Below are 316 nucleotides of genomic sequence, written 5' to 3' on the forward strand. Positions count from 1 at the left end.
GCGAGACGGCGCTCGGCATCGTCTTCATGCATGATGCGGTGGCCCAGACTGCGGAAGGTTTTCCGGTCAAATCAATCGCTCCCTGCGAGGGCACGGGTTACGAGATCGGCTCCATGTCGATCATCAAGGGCGCCCGCAACCTCGACAATGCCAAGACCTGGTACGACTGGGCGCTGAAGCCGGAGGTCCAGTCGCGCATGAAGGACGCCAAGTCCTTCCAGCTGCCGTCCAACAAAACGGCGGAAGTGCCGAAAGAGGCACCGAAGTTCGAGGACATCAAGCTCATCGACTACGACTTCAAGACCTATGGCGATCC

The 316-nt window shown here is 59.5% G+C and carries 1 protein-coding gene; it reads left to right on the forward strand.

Annotated features, from left to right (window positions below; genetic code table 11):
* Positions 1 to 316: ABC transporter substrate-binding protein (locus EN804_RS35985; protein ID WP_189602216.1), on the forward strand; the 316-nt coding region annotated here is incomplete at both ends.

The sequence above is a fragment of the Mesorhizobium sp. M8A.F.Ca.ET.161.01.1.1 genome (assembly GCF_004792105.1).
Lineage (GTDB): Bacteria > Pseudomonadota > Alphaproteobacteria > Rhizobiales > Rhizobiaceae > Mesorhizobium.